This is a genomic window from Ideonella sp. (assembly GCF_035254525.1).
Lineage (GTDB): Bacteria > Pseudomonadota > Gammaproteobacteria > Burkholderiales > Burkholderiaceae_C > Ideonella.
Window position 1 is genome coordinate 1 of record NZ_DATFAN010000184.1, and the last position, 23,711, is coordinate 23,711.

Here is a 23,711-nt window from a genome sequence, read left to right on the forward strand (position 1 = left end):
AGGCGGCTCTCCATCAACACGGTTTTCTCTTGCAGCCATGGGAGGCTACCGCGAATGGGGCCTGCGATCGTGCCCCAAGCCACCGACCCTGGGCGCCCGGGTGGCATGCCACGGCGAGGCATGCCGCCCACGGTGCCTGCAGGGCGGTGGCGGTGCCCCCGGGCGCAGGCCCCATTCGCGGTAGCCTCCCATGCATCCCGGGCACCACCGTGTTGATGCGGCTGTCCTCGCCTCGCCGCGACGGTGCCCCGCGTGGTGGGCCGGAGAACGGGGGCGCCGCCGCCGCCCTGCTCGCCACCACCAGCGCAGTCCGGCATCACGCCCGCTGGCCACACAGGAAACCACCGAGATGAGCGACCAGCTCAAGCGCCTGAACGCCACCACCACCCGCGGTGATTTCGCCGCGCAGCTGGAAGGCATCTACGAGCACTCGCCCTGGGTGGCCGAGGCCGCCTGGCCGGCGCGCCCGTTCGCGACGCTCGCCGCGCTCAAGCACGCGCTGGCGCGCGTCGTGCGCGAGGCACCGCCCGAAGCGCAGCTCGCATTGATCCGCGCCCACCCGGAACTGGCCGGCAAGGCCATGGTCGCGAATGCACTGACCGCCGAATCGACCGGCGAGCAAGGCCGCGCCGGCCTCACGCACTGCACGCCGGGCGAGTTCGAGACCCTGCAACGCCTGAACGCCGCCTACAACGCGAAGTTCGGCTTCCCGTTCATCCTGGCCGTGCGCGGGCCGCGCAGCACCGGGCTGACGCGGCGCGAGATCATCGAGACCTTCACCCGCCGGCTCGACAACCCGATCGCCTTCGAGCGCGCCGAGTGCCTGCGCCAGATCCACCGCATCGCCGAGATCCGGCTCGACGAGCGCTTCGGCGTGGTGCCGCTGCAGGGCCGCCAGGCCTGGGATTGCGCCGAGCTGCTCGCGCGCCACAGCGACGCCAGCAACGCCGATGGCGCCGACACCGAATCGGGCCCCTTGACCGTCACCTACCTGACCGGTGCGCACCGCGCCTGCCAGGCCCAGCTGCTGCGCTGGATGCGCGAATGCGGCTTCGACGAGACGCGCATCGACGCCGTCGGCAATGTCGTCGGCGTCTACCGCGGCAGCGACCCAGGCGCCCGGCGCCTGCTCACCGGGTCGCACTTCGACACCGTGCGCAACGCCGGCCGCTACGACGGGCGGCTGGGCATCTTCGTGCCGCTGATCGCCGTGCGCGAACTGCACGCCGCCGGCCGCCGGCTGCCCTTCGGCATCGAGCTCATCGGTTTCGCGGAAGAAGAGGGCCAGCGCTATGCCGCCACCTTCCTCGGCTCCAGCGCGCTGACGGGCCACTTCGACCCCGCCTGGCTCGATCAGGGCGATGCCGACGGCATCGCCCTGCGCGACGCGATGCGCGCCGCGGGCTTGCCCGGCACGATGGAAGCCATCGCCGCCGAGCAGCGCGACCCGGCCGCTTATCTCGGCTTTGTCGAGGTCCACATCGAGCAGGGCCCGGTCCTCCACGAACTGGATCTGCCGCTGGGCATCGTCACCTCGATCAACGGCAGCCGGCGCTTCCTCGGCGAGATGCACGGCACCGCCAGCCATGCCGGCACCACGCCGATGGGCAGCCGTCACGACGCCGCGCTGGGCGTGGCCGAGCTCGCGCTGGCGGTCGAGCGCGCCGCGCGGCGCGTGCCGGACCGCGTCGGCACCGTCGGCCTGCTCGACGTGCCGAACGGCTCGATCAACGTCGTGCCCGGGCGCTGCCGCTTCAGCCTGGATCTGCGCGCGCCGACCGATGCCGAGCGCGACGCGCTGGCCGACGAGGTGACGGGCGAACTCGCCCGCATCGCCGAACGCCGCGGCCTGCGCTACACCTTGCACGAAACGATGCGCGCCTCGGCGGCGCCCAGCGCACCCGCCTGGCAGGCGCGCTGGGAGTCTGCCGTGCAATCGCTCGGCCTGCCGCTGCACCGCCTGCCCAGCGGCGCCGGGCACGATGCGATGAAGCTGCATCAGCGGCTGCCGCAGGCGATGCTGTTCGTGCGCGGCGGCAATTCCGGCATCAGCCACAACCCGCTGGAGAGCGTGACCGACGACGACGCCCAACTCGCGGTCGATGCCTTCCGCCACCTGCTGGAGCAACTGCGATGAAAGCCCACCCCCGAAGCGCCTTCGGCGCCTCCCCCTCGAGGGGGCTGAGCCCGGACACGAAAGGTCCAGTGGATCTTTCGTGCCTGGCGAAGGGCCGGGGCGCCAGGCCCGGCGCGGCCTGCAAGGCCCACCAGCGGCCCGGCAAAGCCGGTTCCGCGGTGGCCGCTTGGCTCCGAGGATTCGATGCATCGCGAATACCGCCCCAGCAGCGTGGAGAACTGGCATGACAAGCGCCTACGACGCGCTCGACGCGTGGATCGACGCGCACTTCGACGACGAGATCCGCTTCCTGCAGGCGCTGGTGCGGGTGCCGACCGACACGCCACCGGGCGACAACGCGCCGCACGCCGAGGCCACGGCGGCCCTGCTCGCTGCCATGGGCCTGCCGGCCGAGCACCACCCGGTGCCCGCGGCCGAGGTGCAGGCGCAAGGCATGACCTCGATCACCAACCTGATCGTGCGCCACCGCTTCGGGCCGGATGGACGAACGATCGCGCTGAACGCCCACGGCGATGTCGTCCCGCCCGGCGAGGGCTGGACGCACGACCCCTATGGCGGCGACATCGTCGACGGCAAGCTCTACGGCCGCGCCGCCGCGGTGAGCAAGAGCGACTTCGCGACCTACACCTTCGCCCTGCGCGCGCTCGCCGCCGCCGCGCCGCCGGCACGCGGTGCCGTCGAGCTGCACTTCACCTACGACGAGGAGTTCGGCGGCGAGCTCGGCCCCGGCTGGCTGCTGAAGCAGGGCCTGACGAAGCCCGATCTGCTGATCGCCGCGGGCTTCAGCTACCAGGTCGTCACCGCGCACAACGGCTGTCTCCAGTTCGAGGTCACGCTGCACGGCCTGGCCTCGCACGCCGCCTACCCCGATACCGGCATCGACGCGCTGCAGGCCGCAAACCACGTCTTGACCGTGCTGTACGCCCACAACACCGTGCTGCGCGCCGGGCACTCGCAGGTGCCGGGCATCACCCACCCTTACCTCAACGTCGGCCGCATCGAGGGCGGCAGCAACACCAACGTCGTGCCCGGCAAGGTCGTGCTGAAGCTGGACCGCCGCATGATCCCGGAAGAAGACGCCGCCACGGTCGAGGCCGAGTTGCGCGCGCTGATCACCGGCACCGTGGCCACCACCAGCCCCGGCGTGCGGGTGGAGCTGCGCCGGCTGCTGCTGGCCCATGCGCTGCAGCCGCTGCCCGGCCACGAGCGCCTGGCCGCCAACGTGCAGCGCCATGCCCAGGCGCTGTTCGGCGAGCCGATCCCGCAGGTCGGCACGCCGCTGTACACCGACGTGCGGCTGTACGGCGCCGCCGGCGTGCCGGCGGTCATCTACGGCGCCGGCCCGCGCACGGTGCTGGAGTCGAACGCCAAGCGCGCCGACGAGCACCTGGTGCTCGAGGACCTGCGCCGGGCGACCAAGGTGGTGGCGCGCACGCTGCACGACGTGCTGGCCGACTGAGCACCCGCCGAGCGAACTACGCACAGGCGGCGGAAACAGGGCTCGGAGACAATGGAGGTGAGCGCGGCGTCGCCGGCCGCGCACCTGCCTTGCCGCACGATGACCGCCCACTCTGCCGCCACCCTGTACCAGCGCTACCTGGCGCGCTGCCACACCGATGCGGCCGCTGCGCTGTCGCTCGCCTGTGGCGCTGCCGGCGTGGCGCCGCCCGGCAGCGGCCTGTGGGTCGCGCCGGCGCAGCGGCAGGCGCGGCAGGTGCTGCCCACGCTGGCCAGCCGCTGGGCCGACCACCTCGCCCGGCCGTCGGCGGCGCCCGCCGCCCCCAACGCGAGCGCGCCGCAGCCCTTTGCCGGCGCCGGCTTCGGGGTGCCCAGCGGCCTGGGCCTGATGTCGGACGACGACGTCGACGAGGACATCGAATCGACCCGCGTCGTGCAGGCCATCGAATCAGCGGCCGAATGGCCCTTGCGCGACCTGCGCAGCCGGCTGGCCAGCGCACCGCCGGCCCCCGGCGGCGCGCGCGACGAGGCGCTGCCGCTGGCGCCGGCCAAGATCGTGCGCGCGCTGTGCGCGGCGCTGCACGACGAGCCGCTCGATGCGCCCGTTCGACTGGCCGCGCTGCGCATCGTGGCCGAGCCGCTGGCGCGGGCGCTGGCCAACCTGTACCAGCAGCACGCCGAGCTGCTCGCCGAGTGGGGCCTGCAGCCCGCGCGGTACACGATCCGCCGCGAGCCCGAGACACGGGCGGCCGCCCGCGCCCCGGCGGCTGCGGCTGCAGTGGCCGGCAGCCCGGCACCGGTCGCCGCCGGCGGCGCCGTGGGCATCGCCGCGCGGCAGATCCCGGCGCTGCTGTCGCAGGTGGCTGGCGAGGCCGGCCTGAGCCCGGCCATGCAGTCGCTGATGGGCCGCCTGGCCGGCCCGGTCGCGCGCAGCGTGGCAGCCAACCCGCGGCTGCTCGACTCGGTCGACAACCCGCTGTGGCGCCTGATCGACCGGCTGGCCGCGCTGGGCCAGCTCGACACCGAAGGCGCGCCGGGCGACTTCCAGCTGCCGCTGCACCTGCGCCTCGAACCCATCATCGCCCGCCTCGAATCGGCCGCGCAGCCAATGCCGGCCGAGCGCTACGCGCAGGCGCTGGCCGACGCCGAATCCGAGGCCGGCATCGCCGCCGACACCACCCGCCCCGCGCCGGCCGAGCCGACGGCGCCGCTGCCGCTGGCGGCCGCGGCGGGGGCACCCGGGGCACCACCGCCCGGGCCGTCGCCCTTCAACGAATCGGCACTCGCCGCCGCCGAGCGCCACCGCACGCTCGAGCCGCTGGTGCGCCAGCAGATGGTGGCGCGGCTGCGCGACAGCGAGGTGCTGCCCGAGGTCAAGCAGTTCCTGCTCGGCCCGTGGCTGGTCGCGGTGCTGCACGAGGTGGTCACGCACGGCGAGGAGTCGCCCGGGGCCCAGCGCGTGCTGCGCGCGGTGGAGTCGCTGATCGAGGCGGGCGGCTACCAGCGCCGCGGCCCGCTCACGCGCGCCGAGCTCGATTGCCTTCGCATGGAGGCGGAAGATGGCCTGGCCGCGGCGGGCCTGGCTGCGCCGCGCATCCGCCAGCATGTGCAGGACCTGGCCGCCGCGCTGGCCGTGTGGCCGCGCCCGCAACCCGATACCGCCATCTCGCCCGAGGAGGGCTTGCTGCCCGACGAGGAAGAGCTCGCCGGCGCCGAGCTGCCCGACTGGCCGAGCCACCACGAGCTGGCCACCGTGCCGATTGCGCTCGACGCGCACAACCCGGACGAGCGCTCGCTGCGCGACTGTGAGGCCTGGCTCGACGGCCTGGCGGTCGGCGATGTCTGCCGCATCCAGCGCCAAGGCCAGTGGGACACGCTGCGGCTGAACTGGCGCAGCGACAACGGCACCTACTTCGCCTTCGGCAACTCCAGCGGCCTGGCCTTCTGCGCGAGCCGGCGCGTGCTCGGCCGCATGCGGCTCGAAGGCCTGGCCACGACGATGGCGCGCGGCCAGTGGGTGCGGCAGGCCGTCGACACGCTGCCGATGCCGCTGGAATGACCGGGACACCGAACGGGGCAGGCTGGCGCGGCCGTCTGCACATCGGTTATCGGCGCGACGGCGAACGCACGATCGCGCACGACCGCCACGAGGGCCCGCTGCGCGTGCTGCAGCCGCTCTACCCCGAGGGCCCGGGCATCTGCCAGCACGTGCTGGTGCACCCGCCCGGCGGCCTGGTCGGCGGCGACACGCTGGAGCTGGCGCTCGAGCTCGGCGCCGGCAGCCACGCGGTGCTGACCACGCCCGGCGCCACCCGCTTCTACCGCAGCAGCGGCGCCGCGGCCACCCAGCAGGTCTCGGCGCGCGTCGCCGAAGGGGCCCGCCTCGAATGGCTGCCGCTCGAGACCATCGCCTACCGCGGCTGCCTGGCGCACAACCGCCTGCGCTTCGAGCTCGCGCCCGGCGCCGAGATGCTGGGCTGGGACCTGCTGGCGCTCGGCCTGCCCGCCGCCGACCAGGATTTCGATGGCCACGGCTTCATCGAACAGCAGCTGGAGTGGCCCGGCGTCTGGCTCGAACGCGGCCGCATCGCCGCCAGCGACACCACGCTGCGCCGATCGCCGCTCGGGCTGGACGGGCAATGCGTGCTCGCCACGCTCTGGTGGGCCAGCGGCACGCCGATGGACACGGCGCGCCGCGAGGCCCTGCTCGACAGCGCACGCGCCACGTTCACCGAGCACCCCGCGCTCGCAGCGCGCTGCGGCGCGACGGCGCTGGATGCGCGCCTCGTCGTCGCGCGCGTGCTGGCCGACCGCGTCGAGCCGGCGTTCCTGCTCTGGCGCGCGCTGCGCGAACGCTGGCGCAGCCTGGGCTGGGGCCTGGCCGGCGAGGCGCCGCGCATCTGGCGCACCTGAGCACGCCGCCAGGCGATGGTCTTTGATTGGTATTACAGACCGGGAATCAATGCCCGACAGGGCGGCGCATTGACTGCGCCCGCATCTGGTACTATAGTGGTATCAGACCAATTCAACGACTCCCGTGACCCTGCGTTTCCTCATCGCCATCGACGGCGGCGGCACCGGCACCCGCGCCAGGCTTTGCGCCGCCGACGGCCGGCCGCTGGCCCAGGGCGCGGCGGGGCCGTCCAGCCTGTCGCACGGCGTGGCCGGCGCCTGGCGGCAGATCCTCGAGGCCATCGGCCTGGCGTTCGAGCAGGCCGGGCTCGGCGTGCCAGCCTGGTCGGACTGCGCCCTCGGCGCCGGCCTGGCCGGCGCCAACGACCCGGCCCAGGCCGCCGACTTCCGCGCCTCGAACCCCGGCTTCACACCGCTCGTGCTCGACACCGACAGCTTCACCGCCCTGGTCGGCGCCCATGCCGGCCGGCCGGGGCTGGTGCTGATCGCCGGCACCGGCAGCGTGGCCGAGGTCTGGCGTCCCGACGGCTCGCGCCGGATCGCCGGCGGCTGGGGCTTCCCGGTCGGTGACGAAGGCAGTGGCGCCTGGCTCGGCCTGCAGGCAGTGCGCCTGGCCCAGCAGGTGCTCGACGGACGTGCGGCCACCGGCCCGCTGGCCGAGGCCGTCTGCACCGCCACCGGGCGCGATGCCGATTCGATGCTCGCCTGGTGTGCCCAGGCCCGGCAGACGGCCTATGCCAGCCTCGCGCCGCTGGTGTTCCAGCACGAAGCCGACGACCCGCGCGCCGCCGCCTTGCTGCAGGCCGCGGTCGACGAGCTGGCCGCGCTCGTGCAGGCGCTGGACCCGTCGGCCGCGTTGCCGGTGGTCTGCAGCGGCAGCATCGCGCGCCGCCTGCAGACGCGCCTGCCGGCAGCCCTGGGCGCGCGCTGCGTCGAGCCCGCGGGCGACGCGGCCGACGGCGCGCTGCACCTGCTGCGCGCTGCCGTGGCCCGGAGCGCCGGATGACGAGCCCCCTGCCGTTCGAACTCAAGCCCGACGAGCGGACCACCGTCCCCTTGTATGTGCAGCTGGCGCAGAAGATCGGCCAGGCGATTCGCGGCGGCCACTACCAGCCCGACGAGGCGCTGCCTTCCGAACGCATGCTCAGCGATGCGCTGGGCCTGTCGCGCGTGACCGCGCGCAAGGCGATCGACCAGCTCGTCGCGCAGGGCCTGGTCGTGCGCAAGCGCGGCTCGGGCAACTACATCGCGCCCAAGCTCGAACAGCCGTTGACCCGGCTGACGAGCTTTTCCGAGGAACTGCAGCAGCGCGGCTTCCACCCGTCGTCGCGCTGGCTCAAGCGCGCGCTGACGGCGGTGACGCCCGAAGAGCAGCTGTCCCTCGGGCTGTCGACGGGCGCGCGCGTCGCGCGGCTGGAGCGCTTGCGCCTGGCCGACGAGGTGGTGATGGCCTACGAGGTCAGCGTGCTGCCGGAACAGGTGCTGCCCGACCCGGGCAGCGTCGAAACCTCGCTCTATGCCCACCTCGAACACAGTGGCAAGGCGCCGGTGCGAGCCTTGCAGCATCTGCGTGCCCTCAACGCCGACGCCATGTTGGCCCAGCGCATGAACGTGCCCACCGGCCAGGCCGTGCTTCACATCAGCCGCGTGGGCTATCTCGAAACCGGCCAGGCCGTCGAGCTGACCCAGTCCTATTGCCGCAGCGAGTACTACGGCTTCGTGGCGGAGATGGTGAGGTCTCCCGCGCCGCAAGGAACCCCATGAAACATTCACTGCAAGGCGCCATCCTCACACCCTTCGGCTGGCGCCTGGGCGAGTTGCAGCACGAGGGAGGCCGCGTCGTCGCGATCACCGGCCGGGTGGTCGACGAGGCCGAGGCGCGCGCGAGCGGGCAGCCGCTGGTGCTGCCCGGCTTCATCGACCTGCACGTGCACGGCGGCGGTGGCCACGACACGATGGACGCCGGCGAGGCTGCCGCGCACATCGCCCGCACCCATGCGCGCCACGGCACGACGACGATGCTGGCGACCACGATGACCGCGCCGGCCGATGACATCCTGCATGCCTTCGAGGGGCTGGGCCCCATCTGCCGCAGCCGCCCCGCGAACGGGGCGCGCGTGCTCGGCGTGCACCTCGAGGGCCCGTACATCAACCCCGGCAAGCTCGGTGCGCAGCCCGATTTCGCGCGCGAAGCCTCGCTGGACGAGATCCGCCGGCTGCACGCGCTGGCGCCGATCCGGCTGATCACCGTGGCGCCCGAGCTGCCCGGCCACATCGAGCTGATCGCGCAGCTGGTCCGCGAAGGCTGGCGCGTCCAACTGGGCCACAGCGCCGGCTGTTATGAAGACGGCGTGGCCGCGCTCGGCGCCGGTGCCGCCGGCTTCACGCACCTGTTCAACGCGATGACCGGCTTCCACCACCGCGAGCCCGGCATGGCCGGCGCCGCACTGGCGCACGCCGAATACGCCGAGATCATCCCGGACCTGCTGCACGTGCACCCCGGCGCGCTCAAGGCCGCGCTGCGCGCGATCCCCAAGCTCTACGGCGTGACCGATTCGACCGCCGCCACCGGCATGCCCGATGGCGAATACCGCCTGGGCCGGCACAAGGTGTTCAAGTGCCTGGGCGGCGTGCGGCTGGAAGACGGCACCCTCGCCGGCAGCGCGCTGACGATGGACCAGGCCTTGCGCAACTTCGTCGGCCTGGGCCTGAGCGTGGCCGAAGCCTCGGCCCGCACGGCCACCCACGCGGCCGACTACCTGGGCCTGGCCGAGCACGGCCGCCTGGCCCCCGGCGCCCACGCCGACGTCGTCGTGTTCGACCCCGCGCTGGAACTGCAGCGCGTCGTCATCGAAGGAGAAACGATTGACTTCCCGAATGCTTGAGGAAAGCCGCGAGGCGCCCCAGGCGGTGGCGCGCCAGCTGGCCGCGGATGCCGACACCTATGCCGCGCTGACGAACGAGTTGCGCACCATGCCGCCGCAAAGCGTGCTGACCGTCGCGCGCGGCAGCTCGGACCACGCGGCCCACTACATGGCCTACCTCGTGATGGCGCGGCTCGGCCGGCTGGTCACCTCGCTGCCGATGTCGCTGGTCACGCTGTACCAGTCGCAGCTCCAGTGCGAGGGCCTCGTCTCGATCGCCTTCTCGCAATCCGGCCAGAGCCCCGACCTGGTCTCGCCGACCCGCTTCTTCCGCGCCGGCGGCGCACGCACGGTCGCCGTGGTCAACCAGCCCGATTCGCCCTTGGCCCAGGCCGCCGAATGGGTGCTGCCTTTGCATGCGGGCCCCGAGCGCAGCGTGGCCGCGACCAAGAGCTACATCGCCCAGCTGGTGGCCGGCGCACGCCTGGTGGCCGGCTGGCGCGACGACCCCGCGCTGCACGCCGCGCTGCAGGCGCTGCCGCTCACGCTGGCCCGGGCGCTGGATGGCGACTGGCGCCGCGCGGTCGATGTGCTGCACGGTGCCGACCGCCTGTTCGTGATCGGCCGCGGCACCGGCCTCGCGATCGCGATGGAAGCGGCGCTCAAGTTCAAGGAAACCTGCGGCATCCAGGCCGAGGCCTTCTCCGGCGCCGAGGTCAAGCACGGGCCGATGGCGTTGGTCGAAGAAGGCTACCCGCTGCTGGTCTTCGCCCCGCGCGGGCCCGCGCAGGCCGGCCTGATCACGCTCGCCTCCGAGATGCGCGAGCGCGGGGCGCGGGTGCTGCTCGCAGCGCCATCGGGCACGCCAGGTGCCGAGCTGCCGCTGGTGCAGGCAACGCATGAGGACCTGGACCCGATCGCGGCGGTGCAAAGCTTCTATCCGATGGTCGAAGCCTTGGCGCGTGCGCGGGGGCTGGATCCGGATCAGCCTCGGCATCTGGCCAAGGTGACGCGGACGCACTGAACATGATGGGCAGTGCCTTGCGTGGGTTGGCGCGGCGGCCGGGGGCCGGCAGGCGGCGGGGCTCATTGGTCCGCGCCCTCGCCTGCGCCGAGGGTGCCCTCCAGTGCTCGGCTCCCAGCCCGCCGCCACACCTTCGCATGAGCAACAAATGACACCACTCCACCCTGGCCACCTCGTGATGGTCGACATCGAAGGCAAAGCGCTGTCATCAGTCACGGCCGCCTTCCTGCGCGACAACCACATCCGCGCCGTCTGCCTGTTCCGCAAGAACCTCGGCACCGAAGCCGAGGTGAAGCAGCTTGTCGCCGACCTGCGCGAAGTGCTCGGCCCGAAGGCGCTCATCGGCATCGACCAGGAAGGCGGCTCGGTCGCGCGCGCCACCTTCCTGCCGCAAGCGCCCGCGGCGATGGCGCTGGGAGCGATCGCGGACACGGCCGCGGCCGAAGAAGCTGCCGAGGCCACCGGCGCGGCCGTCGCGCGCGGCCTGCGCGGCCTCGGGATCAACTGGAACTTCGCGCCGGTGCTCGACGTGAACAGCAACCCGGCCAATCCGGTGATTGCCGAACGCAGCTTCGGGGCCGACCCGCAGCGCGTGGCCCGCCTCGCCGGTGCCTGGATGCGCGGCTCGCTGCGCGAGGGCGTGGCCTGCTGCGTCAAGCACTTTCCCGGGCACGGCGACACGCATGTCGATTCGCACCATGCGCTGCCGACCGTCGACAAGAGCCTGGCCGAGCTCGAAGCGCTGGAATTGATTCCCTTCCGCGCCCTGGCGGCCGAAGCGCCCGCGCTGATGACGGCCCACATCGTCTACCCGCAGCTCGACGCCGACCACCCGGCCACCCTGTCGCGCCGCATCCTGACCGGGTTGCTGCGCGACAGCCTCGGCTACCGCGGCGTCGTGATCAGCGATGCGCTGATGATGAAGGCCATCTTCGACCGCTACGGCCATGCGCGCGGCGCGGTGCTGACGCTCGCCGCCGGCGCCGACATGGCCCTGGCCCAGGGGCGGCCCGAGGACCAGCTGGCCGCGATCCGCGCGGTCGGCGATGCCTTGCAGGATGGCCGGCTCGACGCGGGCGCGATGCAGGCCGCACGCGAGCGCCTCGATGCGCTGGCCACCGGCTACCCCGCCGCCGCCGCGCCGTATGCCCCACCGCAACGCGCGAACGACGAGGCCTTGATGCGCGCCCACTGGGCACGCGCCCTGACCGCGTTCGGCGGCGCCACGCCGCCTGGTGTGGCCACCCCGCTGCGCGTGGTTACGCAGGACCGCGTCGACACCGACGGCGTCAGCGAAGCCGGCCTCGGGGCCGACGAGGTCGCGGCGCTGTTCGCCGGCCATGCCGACGTGGCGTTCGTGCGCGTGCCCGACCTGCCCCGCTTCGACCCTGCCACGCTGCCGCGCGACGGCCGCCTGACCGTGCTCGCGTCGAACCACCGCAGGCGTTATGCCGCGCCCATGGCCGGCTGGCGGCCCGACCTGCACCTGGCGCTGTGGAACCCGTTCCAGGTCGCCGACATCGGCGCGCCGGCGGTCGTGACCTGGGGTTATGCCGAGGGCGCGCTGGCCGCGCTGCGCGCGTGGCTCGAGGGCGCTGCCGCCGCCCCCGGCGTGTCCCCCGTCGCGCTGGCACCGCACGCCTGACACCCAGACTGCACTGACCACCCGGAGCCTGCCGTGACCCCACCTGCCCCCGCCCCCCGGAAAGGCTCGCCGATCCGCTGGGTGCCCAGCCTGTACTTCGTGCAGGGCCTGCAGTTCTTCGTCGTGATGCTGATCGCTGGCCTGATGCTCAAGAACATGGGCGAGCCGAACGACCGCATCGCGCGCTGGACCGGCGTGCTCGGCCTGGCCTGGGCCTTCAAGCCGCTGTGGAGCCCCTTCCTGGAGCTCGCGCGCAGCAAGAAGCTGATCGTCGTCGCGATGCAGTTCACCGGCGCGGCGGGCCTCGCGCTGATGGCGCTGGCGCTGCAGTTGCCGGTGTACTTTGCCGCCTGCATCGGCGTGCTGTTCCTGCTCGCCTACGCCTCGGCCACGCACGACATCGCCTGCGACGGGTTGTACATGGCCAGCCTGAGCCCCACGCTGCAGGCGGCCTACGCCGGCTGGCAGGGTGCGTTCTTCAACGCCTCGAAGTTCCTCACGCTCGGCGGCCTGCTGGTGCTCGCCGGCCACCTCGAGAAGCGCATCGGCGTGGCATCGGCCTGGTCGGCGATCTTCGCGATGCTGGCGCTCGTGCTCGGCGCCTTGGCTGCCTACAACGCGTGGGCCCTGCCCGGCACGCTCAACTCCGCCCCCACCGAGCTTTCCGCCCGCAGCGTGATCAGGACGCTCGCCGAGGTGGTGGCCGATTTCCTGCGCAAGCCCGGCATCGGGCTCGCGATCCTGTTCATCGTGCTGTTCCGCTTCGCCGAGGGCCAGGTGCAGACGATCGGCCCGCTGTTCCTGATCGAGCCGCGCGACCAGGGCGGCCTGGGCCTGAGCACCGAGCAGGTCGGCTACGTCTACGGCAGCGCCGGCACGCTGGCCTTCCTCGTCGGCAGCGTGGCAGGCGGCTACTTCACCTCGTGGCTGGGCCTGAAGCGCGCGATGGCGGTGCTGATCGTCGCGATGGCCGTGCCCAACATCGTCTTCGCCGTGCTCGCCGCGACCCGGCCGGCCGACATGGGAACCATCGGCATCGCGGTCAGCATCGAGATGTTCGGCTACGGCTTCGGCTTCGTCGGGATGATCCTGTACATCATGCAGGCCGTGGCACCCGGGCGCTACCAGACGGCCCACTACGCGCTCGGCACCGGCGTGATGCAGCTGGGCTTCATCTTCTCGAAGACGATCAGCGGCGACATCCAGCTCGCGCTGGGCTATGAACGCTTCTTCCTGTGGACCATCGCCTGCGGCGCGCCGGCGCTGGTGCTGATGTTCTTCGTTCGCCTGCCGGGCCGCGAGGGCGAAGCGGCACCCGCCACACCCGCCGGGGCCGCGGAGCCGGCCGCGTGAGGCCGCTCCTGCTGGCGGCCTGGATCGCCACGGTGGCCCCTCTGCCGCCGGCCGCCGCGGCCGAGCGCTTCTTCGACGACTTCGGCGACGCCTCCACCGCCCAGCTGCAACGCGCCGGCGGCTGGACGCTGCGTGACGGGCGCGGCCACCCCGGCGTGGACGGCGCCGCCTGGCGCGCCGAGGCGATCAGCCTCGTCGACGACGACGCGCAGCCCGGCAACCGGCTGCTGCGCCTGACGGCGCGCACCGACGGCACGGGGGCCGGGACGGTGCAGGCGCAGCTGTGCCACGCCCGCAAGTTCCTCGCCGGCACCTACGCGGCGCGCGTGCGCTTCGCCGACGAGCCGGTGTCCGGCGCCGATGGCGACCCGGTGATCCAGACCTTCTACGCCGTCAGCCCGCTGCGCTTCGACCACGACCCCGAGTTCAGCGAGCTCGATTGGGAGTACCTCGCCAACGGCGGCTGGGGCAGCGACAAGACACGGCTGTACGCGATCAACTGGCAGACCGTGCGGCTCGAGCCCTGGCAGGCCTGGAACCAGCCGCACGAGGAGTTCGGCGCCTTCGGCGGCTGGCACGTGCTGACGATGCAGGTCGATGCGGCTGCCGGCCGCACGCGCTGGTACGTCGACGGCCGGCCGGTCGCCGAGCACGGCGGGCGCAACCAGCCGGTCCGGCCGATGGCGATCAGCTTCAACCTCTGGTTCTCGCCCGGCGCACTGCTGCCGCCCAGCACCACGCCGCGGGTCTACCGCCAGGACGTGGACTGGGTCTTCCACGCCCGCGGCGAGCTGCTCTCGCCCGCCGAGGTCGAGGCTGCGGTCGTGGGATGGCGGCATGCCGGGGTGACGCGCGAAGATCGCGTTCCGGCTGCCCAGCCCCCACTGGCCAGCCCCTGCGATTTCTGAGCTCTTCATACAACGATCAGAGGGATCACGCCATGGACCAGCGGCCGCCTGGCGCGCAGCGCTTTGTCTCGGTCGACGCGATGCGGGGCATCACCGTCGGGGCCATGATCTTCGTCAACGACCCGGGCGACTGGTCGCACGTCTTCGGCCCCTTCGGCCACGCGAGCTGGCACGGCTGCACGCCGACCGACCTGATCTTTCCCACCTTCCTGTTCATCGTCGGCGTGTCGCTGGCGCTGGCCGGCGGGCCGCGGCTCGAGACCGGTGGCGATGTCGCTGCGTTGCAGCGCGCCTGGTGGTGGCGCTCGCTGCGCATCGTCTTGCTCGGCTGGGCGCTGGCGGCGGTCGCCGTCCTGTCCCTGCCCAACTCGTCGGTGGATCCGGTGCCGTGGCGGCCGCTGGGCGTGCTGCCGCGCATCGGCATCTGCTTCGGCCTCGTCGGCTGGCTGTACCTGCATTCGGCGGCGCGCACCCGATGGCTCGTCTATGCCATGCTGTTGGCGAGTTATGGCGCGCTCCTGTCGTGGTGGGGCGACCTGACGCGCGACCACAGCCTGCCCTCGCGCGTCGACGCGCGGGTGCTGGGCGCCTTCGCTTACCACTACAACCCGGCCACCGGCCTGGGCTACGACCCCGAGGGCCTGCTGTCGACGCTGGGGGCCTTGAGCAACACGGTGCTCGGTGCGCTGTGCGGCGACTGGCTGCGCCGGCGTGCGCTGCGGCCCATCGTGATCGCCGGCGCGGTGCTGGTCGCGGCCGGGCTGCTGCTGAACCGCGTCTGGATGCCGATGAACAAGGCCTTGTGGACGCCGCCCTTCGCGCTGTTCAGCGGCGGCTTTTCGGCGCTGGCGCTGGTGCTGGTGCACACGCTCGTCGAGCGCTGGCACGTGCCGCCGTACGGCCGGCGCTTCGGTGTCAACGCGATCACCGCCTACGCCGGCTCGATCCTGATGGTCTGCCTGCTCGACGGCACGCCGCTGCACCGCTGGCTGTACGACCATGCCTTCGACCCGCTGATCCCGCTGCTCGGCGCCAAGCCGGTGTCGCACCTCTATGCCGCGCTGCAGCTGCTGTTCTGGTGGGGCGTGGTCTGGTGGATGGACAAGCGGCGCATCCGGCTCAGCATCTGACCCGCCGGGTCAGGGCGCGCCGCGCCGGGCCGCGAAATCGGCCCACAGCCCCGCCAGGGCGACCAGCGCCGGCTCGCCCTGCACTTGTTGCAGGGCGGCCTGCGCTTCGGCCGGCCGGCCGGCGAGCGCCAGCGCCATGCCCTGGTGCAGCCGCGCTTCGCCGGCACGCGCCAACCCGCCGCGCTGCAGGCCTTGCGCGATCAGCGGCAGGCCGGTGACCGGCTCGCCCTCGGTGGCCCAGGCCCAGCCCAGCGCGACGAGGGCCTGGCCGTCGCGCGCCTTCAGGGCGGCGGCCTCGTCGCGCGGGCGCTGGCGCCGGTCGGCCTCGGCCGGGCGTTGCGTGCTGGCGCGGCGGGCCGAGAGCGCGGCGCGTTCAGCATCGGCCAGGCCGGGCCGCGCCAGCGCCTGGTCGAGCACGCGCAAGGCCTCCCCCGGGAACCCGGCCTGCTGGGCCTCGGCGGCCAGCGCAAGCACGGCCTCGGTGCGGTCGATCGCGCCGGCGGCATGCAGCAGGCGCTGCACGTCGAGCCACTGGCGCTCGGGCCACGCCGCCGGGTCGCCCAACTCACGTTGGACGCGCTCGGCCCACAGCGCCGGTTGCGGGTGCTGCATGGCCATCGCGCGCAGGCTGCGGCGGTAGCCGGGCTCGTCGGCGAGCTGGCGCTGGATGCCGGCCAGCAGGCGCCAGGTGGGCAGCGGCGTGGTGCGGCCCGCCGCAGCGTCGGCCTCGGTGGCCTGCAGCAGCAGCGCTCGGGCGCCGGCGGTGTCTTTCGCGAAATACAGCGCCGGGGCCCGCAGCGCCAGCACCTCGGCCTCGCTGCCGCCGGCCTCGGCGTAGCGCTGCAGCCAGCGCGCGGCGGCCGCATAGTCCTTCGCGCGGTACAGGGTCTGGCCCAGCGCGGCCAGGGTCTGGCGTTGTTCGTCGGGCGTCAGGCGCTGCGCGGCCAGCACCTGCTCGAACGCCGACTGCGCGCCGGCCAGGTCGCCGGTCTGCAGTGCCGCCGCGCCGCGCAACCGCTGCAGCATGAAGGCCTCGTAGGCGTTCAGCGGCGCCAGCGCCTCGGCGGCCTGCAGCCGGGCGACCGCGCCCGCGCCCTCGCTGCGCGCGATCAGGGCCTGGGCCTCGTTCAACAAGACACCGACCGCGGGCCGAGCGGCCTCGGCGGCTGGCGCATCGGCCGCGTTCGCCATGGCGCTGAAGGCCAGCAGCGCGGCGCCGGCCAGACGCCGCGGCAAGGACAAGGGGGCGACAGGAAATGGCGGCATGGCAGGTCGAAAATGATTAATACCACAATAGTACCAATTCGGGAGAAATCTGAGGCACGCCTGGAACAACTGGTACCAATCTGGCTCCATTCCATCCCGATTGGATGGCACCGCGCCGGCTGAAGCGCAGAATCCGCCCGCGTCCTTCCATCCCCACCAGGAGCAAGCCATGACACCGTCCGCTTCCACCAAGAACGTGCTGTCTCTGCTGGGCCGCGCGCTCATCGCGCTGCTGTTCATCCCGTCGGGCTTTTCCAAGGTGGCCGGCTTCTCCGGCGTGGTCGCCTACATCGCCGCCAAGGGCGTGCCGATGCCCGAGGTCTGCGCGGCCATCGCCATCGCCGCCGAGTTGGGCCTGGGGCTGCTGCTGCTCGTGGGCTGGCAGACACGCTGGGCCGCGCTGGGGCTGGCCGTGTTCGTGGCGGTGATCACCCCGATCTTCCACAACTTCTGGGCGCTGCCCGAGGCGCAGCAGATGATGCAGCAGCAGGCCTTCTTCAAGAACCTGGCCGCCGTCGGCGGGCTGCTGGCGTTCCTGGCCCACGGCCCGGGCGGCTTCAGCATCGATGCCCAGCGGGGCACGGAGCCGGCCTGACAGCGTCAGTGCATCGACCCCGAGCCGATCTCGGGAAAATTCGCCGCGTACTTGTCGATCCACTCGGCGGCGGCTTCGTCGGCATCGAGATCGCGGCCCTCGGTGCGCTGCACCGAGCGGCGGTAATCCTCGATGTGGCACAGCTGCTCGACCATGCGGGCGCGGAAGGCATCCTCCGCATCGAGGAAGGTCACGCCGAGCTCGTAGCCGCTGAGCGGGTGCGGCCGGCACCAGGCCACCCGCGCGCGGGCGCGAAACGGCGGCTGCACGAGGCCGATGCCGATCTCGATCGACTGGCCGGGCGTCACCGGGCAGCCTGAGCGAAACGCCAGCCCGCCCAGGCTGACGTCACGGGTGTGGTAGCGCGCCGGCGGGTCGGCCCCGCCGATGCCGATTTCGACCGGAACATCGATCGGGTGCCGGATGAACTGCCGCATGACAACCTCGCGCCGCGTCTTGGCTGGAATCGAGGATACGCCGCGCTGTCGGCAGCGCCAAGTCAAATGAGGGGCGGCCCGGCTAGAACCCCCCACATCGGGAATCGAGAACTCCCTACACCCGCGCCATCCGATCGGGCCGGTCGCAGGCCGACAACCCGGGGACGTTCCGCTCCAGGAGGTGCTGCCATGCTGCCGTCGCCCTGCTCCGCTGATTGCCCCGAGGTGTCGCTGCCAGCCGGCGTGCTGCTGGTGTCCAACACCGACTTGCGGGGCCTGATGACCTACTGCAATGCCGCGCTGATCGAGGCCAGCGGTTATGCCGAGGCCGAGCTGCTCGGCCAGCCCCACACGCTGCTGCAGCACCCCGACATGCCGCGCGAGGTGCAGCGCGACCTGCACGCCACGCTGGAGGCGGGCCAGATCTGGTCGGCCGTGGTCCGCCACCGGCGCAAGGACGGCCAGGCCTACTGGGTGCGCACCGCGGCGGCCCCGGTGGCCGAGCTGCACCGGCAGGTCGGCTACGTGATCGCCCACGCCCGCCCCCGCCAAGACGACCTGCGCGCCGCGCGCCGGCTCTACGTCGCGATGCGCGACGGCAGCGCGCTCTGGCGCGAGGCCGCCGAGCGCAGCGCGGGCTGGGGCATCACGCCGCTGGCACTGGCGCTGGCAGGAGGTGCAGGATGTTGAGCAACGCCCAGGCCCTGGTCATCGACGGCAACCCGGCCTCACGCACCGCGCTGTCGATGATGCTGCGCGACTTCGGGGTCGGCAACGTGCAGCAGGCCATCCGCGCGCCCGATGCCCGGCGCCTGCTCGAGCACCGCCGCTTCGACCTCGTCGTCTGCGAGTACCACTTCGAGAACCAGGCGATGACCGGGCAGGACATGATCGACGATCTGCGCCTGGCGCAGCTGCTGCCGATGTCGACCATCGTCGTGATGGTGTCGAGCGAGGCCGCCTATGCGCGCGTGGCCGAGGCCGCCGAGGCCGCGCTCGATGCCTACCTGATCAAGCCGCACACGCAGCAGGCGCTGGCCGAACGCATTCAGCAGGCGATGGCGCGCAAGCAGGCGCTGAAATCGATCATCGAGCCGCTGGAGCGGGGTGGCTACGAGGAAGCCGCCGCGCTGTGCCAGGCCCGCTGCGACACGCGCGGGCCCTACTGGCTCAACGCCGCACGCATCGGCGCCGAGATCTACCTGCGGCTCGGCCGGGCCCAGGAGGCGCAGAAGATGTTCGAGCTGATCCTGGCCACCCACGCGCTGCCCTGGGCGCGGCTGGGCTTTGCGCGCACCGAGTACCAGGCCGGCGGCATCAAGCAGGCCAGGCGCACGCTCGAGAGCCTGCTGAACGACCGGCCGGGCTACGCCGACGCCTACGACGTGATGGGCCGCGTGCTGCTCGACCAGGGCGAGCCGCAGCAGGCGCTGAATTCGCTGCGCCGCGCCTGCTCGCTGACCCCGGGCAGCGTGGCCCGGCTGCAGAAGTTCGGCCTGCTGGCCTTCTATCACGGTGACCCGGCCGAGGCGCTGGACGCGCTCAAGCGCGCGACCGCGCTGGGCATCAACTCCAAGACCTTCGACCTGCAGGGCATGGTGCTGCTGGGCACGCTGCACTTCGACCACGGCGACCCGCGCGGCCTGGGCCACGCGCTGCGCAGCGTGGCCGCGGTGCGCGCGACCCAGCCGCAGAGCGCGCGGCTGCGCCGCTTCGAGGCCATCCTGACGATCTTCTCGGCGCTGCAGCAGCGGCAGCTGTCCGAGGCGGTGCAGGCCACGCGCGACCTGCTGGCCGAGATCATGGCGCCGGACTTCGAGTTCGAGGCCGCCTGCAACCTGCTGGCGATGCTGGCCCGGGTATCGGCACGCGAAGTGCGGCTGACCGGCCTGGCCGACGAGCTGACGGTGCTGGCCGACCGCTTCGCCGTCTCGCGCTCGACCGCCGAGTTGTTGTGCCGTGCCGCCCAGGGCATGGCCGAGTTCGAGCCGCTGATCCGGGCGCGGTACGCGGCGATCTGCACGCTGGCCGAGGACGCCGTCTCGCAGACCGTGGCCGGCGAGCCGCGGCGCGCGGTGCTGATGCTGCTCGAGCGCGCCGAACGCAGCTTGAATGCCAAGTTGATCGACCTCGCCGCCCACACGCTGCAGCAGCACGCCGCGCAGATCGAGGATGCCGCCGCGCTGATGCAACGGGTGGCGGCGCTGAACGAGCGCTATCGCGGCTATGGCACCCAGGTTCATCTTGGGGGTACGCCTGCGGCCCTTGTTGCACCGGCCGGTTCCGCGCGACACTGAGCCCCAAACGGCCCGGCGGGGCGATCCGACCGGGCCGACCATTCAGGGGGCCATGAGCGAACTTTTTCTGGTCGATGACCATGCGTTGGTGCGCGAAGGGCTGCGCGCGATGCTCGAGGCCGCCGGCCACCAGGTGGTCGGCGAGGCGGGCGAGGCCACGCCCGCGCTGGCCGAGCTGGTGCGGCTCGAGCCCGAGATCGCGCTGATCGACCTGAACCTGGGCCAGCGCTCGGGGCTCGAGCTGCTGGCCGAGATGCAGCGCCGCCGCCTGGCCACGCGCGTCATCGTGCTGAGCATGTCGGTGCGGCCGCAGCACGTGGCCGAGGCACTGCGCCTGGGCGCCCTGGGCTACGTGCTGAAGGACTCGAGCGCAGCCGAGTTGCTGGCGGCGCTCGACGCCGTCTCGCAGGGCCGCCGCCACCTGGGGACCAGCGTGGCCGAGCTGGCCGCACGCGGGCTGGCCGACCAGGGCCGCAACATGGCCGAGTTGTCGGCGCGCGAACGCCAGGTGCTGGTACTGGTGGCGCGCGGCGCGTCGAGCAACCAGATCGGCCACGAGCTGCACCTGTCGCCGAAGACGGTCGACACCTACCGCAGCCGCTTGATGGCCAAGCTCGGGCTCGAAGACGTGCCGGCGCTGGTGCGCTGGGCGATCCGCGAAGGGCTGATCGGCGTCGACGAGCCCTGAGCGGCCCGACAGCACCCGCCCGGACGATCAGGCCAGCGCGGCTCGCCGGCTCGGCTGCTGCGCAAGCAGGCGGTCGAGCAACTGGACCGTGCCCAGCAGGGCATCGCGCAGCGCTGCAGGCAGCGGCTCGGCGATGCCCACGCCCGGCTCGGCGAGCCGGCGGGCCAGCGCGGCGGCCGGGCTGGCCACCTCGGTCAGGCCGAGCATGCCGGCCGAGCCGGCCAGCGAGTGCGCGAGGCGGGCCAGCCCGGCGCGGTCGCCGGCGGCCGCGAGCTGCACGATGCGCTCGGCATCGCCGCCGTGGTGCTCGACGAACCCCTGCAGCAGGCGGCGGTACATGCGGCTGTCGCCCGCCACCCGCTCGAGCGCCGCGCCCACCGCCACACCGGGCAGCGCACGGGCGAGCACGACCGCATCGTCGCCGCCCGACGCCAGGGTGGCCGCCGCGGCCGGGCGCGCACCGGGGCGGATCCAGGCCAGCAGCGTGCGCGACAGCTCCCCCGGATCGATCGGCTTGGCCACGTGGCCGTCCATGCCGGCGGCCAGGCAATCCAGCCGGTCCTGCGCCAGCGCCGACGCGGTCATCGCGATGATCGGCAGGCCCTGGCCATGCGGCAGGCCGCGGATCAGCCGGGTTGCCTGCAGCCCGTCCATGCCGGGCATCTGGACGTCCATCAGCACCAGGTCGAAGTGGCCGGCCTGGACGCGGTCGACCGCTTCGATGCCGTCGCTGGCGATCGTCACCGCCATGCCGGCGCGGGCCAGGAACTCGGCGGCCACCTGCTGGTTCAGCGGGTTGTCCTCGACCAGCAGCACGCGGGCCCCGTGGATCACGCGCGTCGCCTCGCCAGGGTCGATGCGCCGCACCACCGGCGCGGGGGCTGGCCAGCCGGCGCGGTTCTGCAACATCACGATCGCATCGAACAGGCGCGATGGCGTGAACGGCCGCGTCAGCACCAGGTCGGCCGGCAGCGCCCCGGCCAGCTCGAGCACACGCTCGCGCGAGGACAGCGCCACCATCACGACCACCGACAGCGGGTGGGCGGCCTGCGGGTGGGCGTGCCGGCGCAGGTAAGCCGTGAGCCCCTCGGCCGTCGAGAGCCCCGGCGTGCGTTCGTCCAGCAGCACCAGCTCGAATGGCGTGCCGGCCGCCTCGGCCGCGCGCAGCTCGGCCAGCGCCGCGTCGCTGCTGGCCACGCTGCGGGCCGCGAACCCCCAGGCGACGAAGGTCTGGTGCACGATGGCCGAGGTCGTCGCCAGCGGGTCCACCACCAGCGTGCGCATGCCGCGCAGGCGGTGCAGATCGCGCCGGGCCAGCGCACCTGGCAGCGTGTCGAAGCGCGCAGTGAAGGAGAACACGCTGCCGCGGCCGGGCACGCTGTCCAGCCATATCCGGCCACCCATGAGCTCGACCAGCCGACGGCTGATCGCCAGGCCCAGGCCAGTGCCGCCATAGCGCCGGTTGGTCGAGGTATCGGCCTGCTCGAAGGGCTGGAACAGCCGCGCCGCCTGCTCGGGCGAGACGCCGATGCCGGTGTCGCGCACCTCGAAGCGCAGCGTGATCGAGGTGTCGCCGGGGCCGGCCGGGGCCTCCGGCTCGACACGCAGCAGCACCTCGCCCTGGCGCGTGAACTTGACGGCATTGCCGACCAGGTTGGTCAGCACCTGGCCCAGGCGCAGCGCATCGCCGCGCAGGCGGCCCGGCACCTCGGGCGCGACCTCGATGCACAGCTCGATGCCCGCTTCCTGGGCGCGTACCGCGAACAGGTTGCCGACCATGTCGACCACGTCCTCGGGGCTGAAGGGCTCGTGCTCGAGCGTCAGCTTGCCGGCCTCGATCTTCGAGTAGTCGAGGATGTCGTCGAGCAGCCGCATCAGCGATTTCGACGCGCCGTGCGCCTTGCTCAGGTAGTCGCGCTGGCGCTCGTCCAGCTCGGTGTCCAGGGCCAGATGGGTAAGCCCGATGATGGCGTTCATCGGCGTGCGGATCTCGTGGCTCATGCTGGCCAGGAAGTGACCCTTGGCGCGGTCGGCCGCCTGCGCCTCGTCGCGCGCGCGGGCCAGCGCCTCGCCCTGCTCGACCGCCCTGCGGTGCATCTGGGCCAGGCTGCCGTACAAGCGGCCGTGCTCGCCCAGCAGCTCGATCAGCACGTAGGTCGCCGCCAGCAGGCCGAACAGCCGGCCGGCGTAGAAGCCCAGGTCGAAGCGGCCGGCATTGAACACGGCCGACAGCGCCACGTCGCAGACCCAGGCCGCCATCACGACGAGCAGCCAGTGGTCCAGCACCGAGCGGTCGCGGCGGCGCCACAGCAGCACGACGGCCACCACGCTGCAGCCCCAGACGGTGCCGACCACCACCGCCATCGCCGGGCTGTACTGGTCACCGGCCATGATGGCCGGGAGCCAGCGCGCGCCGGCAGTGGCCCACGCCGCCAGCGCCGCCACCAGCAGGCTGACCGCCGCGACGCCGGACGCCACCGCCGCCGGCCGCACCGTGGCCGCGGGCGGCCGGTCGGCCAGTTGCACGTAAGCCAGCACCGCGAGCGGAAAGCCGAGGTGCCAGAACATGTACAGCCAGGCCGTGGTCTGCGGGCCGGCGCCGAGGCCGCCGCCGGGCGCGATCAGGCCCGGGAAGCTGAGCGCATGCAGCAGCGCCATCAGCGCGGTGAACAGGTAGCCCGCCGCGAGCACGCCCAGCGCCGCCCGGCGCAGCAGCCGGTACTGGCCGAACAGCAGCGCCGCGGTGATCAGGTCGCCCATCACCAGCGCCGACTGGTAGGCCGGGATGAAGGCCGGCACTGGCGTCAGCGGCTGCTGCGCGAAGGGCAGCAGCACGACGAACAGGGCGAGCGAAAGTCCCAGCACGGCCAGCGCCCGCCGGCGGGCTGCCGGGGTGGCGGGCTGGGTGGCGACGAAAGGAGCTTCGGCGGCGTGGGGCTCCACGATCATGCGAAGGCCACGGCCCGTCCGGCCGTTGCCCCGCGTCTCCCTGACGA

The 23,711-nt window shown here is 72.9% G+C and carries 19 protein-coding genes; 16 read left to right on the forward strand and 3 right to left on the reverse strand.

Translation table 11 applies throughout. The features are described from left to right. Positions 1–349: 349 nt before the first annotated feature. The 12 genes from uraD to VJ693_RS19660 all read left to right on the forward strand — a co-directional run bounded on the left by uraD (position 350) and on the right by VJ693_RS19660 (position 15,432). The gene (gene uraD / locus VJ693_RS19605) at positions 350–2,137 is read left to right on the forward strand and encodes a 2-oxo-4-hydroxy-4-carboxy-5-ureidoimidazoline decarboxylase (RefSeq protein WP_324156937.1); all 1,788 of its coding nucleotides are present in this window, start codon (positions 350–352) and stop codon (positions 2,135–2,137) included. Between the two features lie 223 nt (positions 2,138–2,360). Beyond that, positions 2,361–3,596 (forward strand): M20/M25/M40 family metallo-hydrolase, encoded by a 1,236-nt coding sequence (locus VJ693_RS19610; RefSeq protein WP_324156939.1) that lies wholly within the window; start codon positions 2,361–2,363, stop codon positions 3,594–3,596. 99 nt (positions 3,597–3,695) lie between these two features. Further along, complete coding sequence (locus tag VJ693_RS19615) at positions 3,696–5,654, forward strand: DUF1631 family protein (RefSeq protein WP_324156941.1); 1,959 nt, start codon at positions 3,696–3,698, stop codon at positions 5,652–5,654. Then, a complete protein-coding gene (locus tag VJ693_RS19620) occupies positions 5,651–6,508 on the forward strand; it encodes an urease accessory protein UreD (protein WP_324156943.1) in 858 nt (285 codons plus the stop codon). The genes VJ693_RS19615 and VJ693_RS19620 overlap by 4 nt, the downstream gene beginning before the upstream one ends. 124 nt (positions 6,509–6,632) lie before the next feature. Continuing rightward, positions 6,633–7,514: a BadF/BadG/BcrA/BcrD ATPase family protein gene (locus VJ693_RS19625; protein WP_324156945.1), complete on the forward strand. Its 882-nt coding sequence runs from the start codon at positions 6,633–6,635 to the stop codon at positions 7,512–7,514. Continuing rightward, on the forward strand, positions 7,511–8,272 hold the full coding sequence (locus tag VJ693_RS19630) for a GntR family transcriptional regulator (RefSeq protein ID WP_324156947.1): 762 nt from the start codon (positions 7,511–7,513) through the stop codon (positions 8,270–8,272). The genes VJ693_RS19625 and VJ693_RS19630 overlap by 4 nt, the downstream gene beginning before the upstream one ends. Beyond that, the gene (nagA, locus tag VJ693_RS19635) at positions 8,269–9,393 is read left to right on the forward strand and encodes an N-acetylglucosamine-6-phosphate deacetylase (protein WP_324156949.1); all 1,125 of its coding nucleotides are present in this window, start codon (positions 8,269–8,271) and stop codon (positions 9,391–9,393) included. Before VJ693_RS19630 ends, nagA begins: the two co-directional genes overlap by 4 nt. After that, on the forward strand, positions 9,386–10,396 hold the full coding sequence (locus VJ693_RS19640; protein ID WP_324156951.1) for an SIS domain-containing protein: 1,011 nt from the start codon (positions 9,386–9,388) through the stop codon (positions 10,394–10,396). Before nagA ends, VJ693_RS19640 begins: the two co-directional genes overlap by 8 nt. Before the next feature lie 148 nt (positions 10,397–10,544). Beyond that, on the forward strand, positions 10,545–12,041 hold the full coding sequence (gene nagZ, locus VJ693_RS19645) for a beta-N-acetylhexosaminidase (RefSeq protein ID WP_324156952.1): 1,497 nt from the start codon (positions 10,545–10,547) through the stop codon (positions 12,039–12,041). A 33-nt stretch (positions 12,042–12,074) separates the two neighbouring features. Further along, positions 12,075–13,394: an MFS transporter gene (locus tag VJ693_RS19650; RefSeq protein ID WP_324156954.1), complete on the forward strand. Its 1,320-nt coding sequence runs from the start codon at positions 12,075–12,077 to the stop codon at positions 13,392–13,394. Next, positions 13,391–14,302 carry a glycoside hydrolase family 16 protein gene (locus tag VJ693_RS19655; RefSeq protein ID WP_324156955.1) on the forward strand — a complete coding sequence of 304 codons (912 nt, stop codon included), beginning with the start codon at positions 13,391–13,393 and terminating at the stop codon, positions 14,300–14,302. Before VJ693_RS19650 ends, VJ693_RS19655 begins: the two co-directional genes overlap by 4 nt. A 32-nt stretch (positions 14,303–14,334) precedes the next feature. Further along, entirely contained in the window at positions 14,335–15,432 is a 1,098-nt protein-coding gene (locus VJ693_RS19660; RefSeq protein ID WP_324156957.1) for an acyltransferase family protein, read from the forward strand. Positions 15,433–15,441: 9 nt separating this feature from the next. Here the strand turns inward: VJ693_RS19660 and VJ693_RS19665 are convergent, their stop codons facing one another. Then, positions 15,442–16,698 (reverse strand): hypothetical protein, encoded by a 1,257-nt coding sequence (locus VJ693_RS19665; RefSeq protein ID WP_324156958.1) that lies wholly within the window; start codon positions 16,696–16,698, stop codon positions 15,442–15,444. A gap of 169 nt (positions 16,699–16,867) precedes the next feature. On the opposite strand from VJ693_RS19665, the gene VJ693_RS19670 reads away from it, so the two are divergent. Then, positions 16,868–17,293, forward strand: a complete 426-nt coding sequence (locus tag VJ693_RS19670) for a DoxX family protein (RefSeq protein WP_324156959.1) — start codon at positions 16,868–16,870, stop codon at positions 17,291–17,293. A 5-nt stretch (positions 17,294–17,298) separates the two neighbouring features. On the opposite strand, the gene VJ693_RS19675 is transcribed toward VJ693_RS19670, so the two are convergent. Continuing rightward, a complete protein-coding gene (locus tag VJ693_RS19675; protein ID WP_324156961.1) occupies positions 17,299–17,730 on the reverse strand; it encodes a PilZ domain-containing protein in 432 nt (143 codons plus the stop codon). Positions 17,731–17,919: 189 nt separating this feature from the next. On the opposite strand from VJ693_RS19675, the gene VJ693_RS19680 reads away from it, so the two are divergent. From VJ693_RS19680 to VJ693_RS19690, 3 genes are read left to right on the forward strand one after another with little or no spacing between them, the layout of a single operon-like run. Further along, the gene (locus tag VJ693_RS19680) at positions 17,920–18,420 is read left to right on the forward strand and encodes a PAS domain-containing protein (RefSeq protein ID WP_324156962.1); all 501 of its coding nucleotides are present in this window, start codon (positions 17,920–17,922) and stop codon (positions 18,418–18,420) included. Continuing rightward, complete coding sequence (locus VJ693_RS19685) at positions 18,414–20,027, forward strand: response regulator (RefSeq protein WP_324156964.1); 1,614 nt, start codon at positions 18,414–18,416, stop codon at positions 20,025–20,027. Before VJ693_RS19680 ends, VJ693_RS19685 begins: the two co-directional genes overlap by 7 nt. A gap of 52 nt (positions 20,028–20,079) precedes the next feature. Further along, entirely contained in the window at positions 20,080–20,715 is a 636-nt protein-coding gene (locus VJ693_RS19690; RefSeq protein ID WP_324156966.1) for a response regulator transcription factor, read from the forward strand. A gap of 27 nt (positions 20,716–20,742) precedes the next feature. Here the strand turns inward: VJ693_RS19690 and VJ693_RS19695 are convergent, their stop codons facing one another. After that, positions 20,743–23,658, reverse strand: a complete 2,916-nt coding sequence (locus tag VJ693_RS19695) for a response regulator (protein WP_324156968.1) — start codon at positions 23,656–23,658, stop codon at positions 20,743–20,745. Between the last annotated feature and the right edge of the window lie 53 nt (positions 23,659–23,711).

Excerpts from the sequence above, each read along its gene's own strand:
- uraD (WP_324156937.1), top strand. The coding sequence starts at position 350 with ATGAGCGACCAGCTCAAGCGCCTGAACGCCACCACCACCCGCGGTGAT.
- VJ693_RS19610 (WP_324156939.1), top strand. The coding sequence starts at position 2,361 with ATGACAAGCGCCTACGACGCGCTCGACGCGTGGATCGACGCGCACTTC.
- VJ693_RS19615 (WP_324156941.1), top strand. The coding sequence starts at position 3,696 with ATGACCGCCCACTCTGCCGCCACCCTGTACCAGCGCTACCTGGCGCGC.
- VJ693_RS19620 (WP_324156943.1), top strand. The coding sequence starts at position 5,651 with ATGACCGGGACACCGAACGGGGCAGGCTGGCGCGGCCGTCTGCACATC.
- VJ693_RS19630 (WP_324156947.1), top strand. The coding sequence starts at position 7,511 with ATGACGAGCCCCCTGCCGTTCGAACTCAAGCCCGACGAGCGGACCACC.
- nagA (WP_324156949.1), top strand. The coding sequence starts at position 8,269 with ATGAAACATTCACTGCAAGGCGCCATCCTCACACCCTTCGGCTGGCGC.
- VJ693_RS19640 (WP_324156951.1), top strand. The coding sequence starts at position 9,386 with ATGCTTGAGGAAAGCCGCGAGGCGCCCCAGGCGGTGGCGCGCCAGCTG.
- nagZ (WP_324156952.1), top strand. The coding sequence starts at position 10,545 with ATGACACCACTCCACCCTGGCCACCTCGTGATGGTCGACATCGAAGGC.
- VJ693_RS19660 (WP_324156957.1), top strand. The coding sequence starts at position 14,335 with ATGGACCAGCGGCCGCCTGGCGCGCAGCGCTTTGTCTCGGTCGACGCG.
- VJ693_RS19665 (WP_324156958.1), bottom strand. The coding sequence starts at position 16,698 with ATGCCGCCATTTCCTGTCGCCCCCTTGTCCTTGCCGCGGCGTCTGGCC.
- VJ693_RS19670 (WP_324156959.1), top strand. The coding sequence starts at position 16,868 with ATGACACCGTCCGCTTCCACCAAGAACGTGCTGTCTCTGCTGGGCCGC.
- VJ693_RS19675 (WP_324156961.1), bottom strand. The coding sequence starts at position 17,730 with ATGCGGCAGTTCATCCGGCACCCGATCGATGTTCCGGTCGAAATCGGC.
- VJ693_RS19680 (WP_324156962.1), top strand. The coding sequence starts at position 17,920 with ATGCTGCCGTCGCCCTGCTCCGCTGATTGCCCCGAGGTGTCGCTGCCA.
- VJ693_RS19685 (WP_324156964.1), top strand. The coding sequence starts at position 18,414 with ATGTTGAGCAACGCCCAGGCCCTGGTCATCGACGGCAACCCGGCCTCA.
- VJ693_RS19690 (WP_324156966.1), top strand. The coding sequence starts at position 20,080 with ATGAGCGAACTTTTTCTGGTCGATGACCATGCGTTGGTGCGCGAAGGG.